The sequence below is a fragment of the Leptotrichia sp. genome, assembly GCF_057270615.1.
The window spans coordinates 1-1,850 of sequence record NZ_DBHIXN010000123.1; the positions used below are offsets into that span (position 1 = coordinate 1).

Consider the following 1,850-nt stretch of genomic DNA (forward strand, 5'->3'; position numbering starts at 1 on the left):
CCAGATCTCTTTCCACCTTGTCGACATTTTTTTGAGAGGCATTGCCCATCAAACCTGCAAAAATACCCATGATTTTTTCCTCCACAACTTGTGCATTTTCTATCTTAATAACTATACCATATTTTTTGCGAGTTAAACAGTTGCGGGAACTTTTTTATATGAGACAAATTGTAAAATATAGTACAACAAAAAAACTCATAGCGTTTCATTGGTGTAAACTGTAAGTAACTACACAAACAGAACCCCGAGGAAAAACTATGAGCTACTTCCATCTTACCATAACTGACCGAATAAAGATAGAAACCTACTTGGAAGTAGGTTTGAAACCTTGCCAAATTGCAAGTAAACTTGGCGTCCATAAGTCTACCATTTGAAGAGAGTTAAGACGATGCCAAAATGGTTATTCCGCAACCTTAGCACAGGAACAGTACGACCACAGGGCTAAACAAAAAGTCCGAAAGTCTCGTTTTACACCAACGTTGAAATAGGAAATTGAGGACGTATTAAAATCATCCCGGTAGCCTGAACAGATCTGTAGCCGATATCAGCTTGAACAAAAGCCACAAGACTAAACTCTTGACAAGGTCAATATTCAATCAAATTATAATGTACTTTTAAACAAATTCTTTCATCAACAATAAATCCTCTGTTTTTTAAACACTCTTCATATATACTTTTCAAAAAGTAACTAGAGAAAATCTGGTTAATCTAAAATTAGGTTCATACTTTAGATGTTACCGCTCTGTAAAAATAGGCTGCTCTAAAAAATTCATCATTGAGTCATAATCAATCTCTACTTTTTCAATCCTATTATTCCAAATATCTTCCAACTTGTAAACAATATTACTATTGGAATCAAGATATGTTGTAATATGTCCATGAGCTATAGCATTTCTAATTCGCTCTAAAATATAATAATACTTGGTCTCACTTCTTTTATTTATTGTACTAGAATTATTTTGATAATATTTCTGCAAATTGTCTTCTTCATATGTAAATCCGTCAATATTAACAGATAAAGGAGAAATTTTCTTTAAATCGTCATCTTCTATCCTCAAGGAAATATCCAATAGTCTCAACAATGGAAACATAAAATTAAATCCAACAATTTTATCTTTATCCTCTTTTAACTCCCTAATACTCTTATTTATTTCTTTAATTTGATTTTGTGTCTTCTCTGAGGGAACACCTTCAATATAGAAAATAGTACACCAATAATCAATCAATCTATCATTTAATTGCATTAAATGGACTAAAAAATTAGAAAACTCTGTTTCAAAATCATACAAAAACTTTATTTCAGAAGAAAATTCTTTATAAGTTATTTCTTTTTTATTTAAGTATGTTGTTAAAAAAGACGCCTCGACCTCTATTCTTTTTTCAGGAATTTCCTTAACTATATGATTATAAATTTCCTTATTATTTTTTATAAAGTTTTCTAATTCTATAAAGTTCAAATCATTTAATTTTTGAGTAAATATGTTCATTTCATGCTGATTATCACCAGCATATTTTAATTTTTCGTCACCTTTTCCTTTGTATGTTAGAATATTAAAAAAAGCAAATGTTTTGTTTTCCTTATTTAATAATTTTCTTACTATCCTTGAAATAAATGATTGTTTTTTAAAATCAATAACTTGCTCAGGAGATATCATATTTGTACTATTAAAATTAAACCAACTATGTTTATATACAACACCGTATGAAGTGTAATTAGAAAAATATGACTGAATGAATCTGTGTAAAATTGGTTCTAAAATAAAGCCATGATTAATAGCTTTACCCTTTTTTTTATTATCTTGAATTGTCAAAATAAGTGCACATTTTCTTCATAGAAAACTTCATAAGGT

General features: G+C 29.0%; 2 protein-coding genes. One reads left to right on the forward strand and one right to left on the reverse strand.

What is annotated here, in order from left to right:
- Positions 1 to 257: 257 nt before the first annotated feature.
- Positions 258 to 374, forward strand: coding sequence for a helix-turn-helix domain-containing protein (locus ACO409_RS10800; RefSeq protein WP_302991012.1), 117 nt, complete (start codon positions 258 to 260; stop codon positions 372 to 374).
- A gap of 360 nt (positions 375 to 734) precedes the next feature.
- Here the strand turns inward: ACO409_RS10800 and ACO409_RS10805 are convergent, their stop codons facing one another.
- Complete coding sequence (locus ACO409_RS10805) at positions 735 to 1,655, reverse strand: hypothetical protein (protein WP_485557150.1); 921 nt, start codon at positions 1,653 to 1,655, stop codon at positions 735 to 737.
- Positions 1,656 to 1,850: the final 195 nt, after the last annotated feature.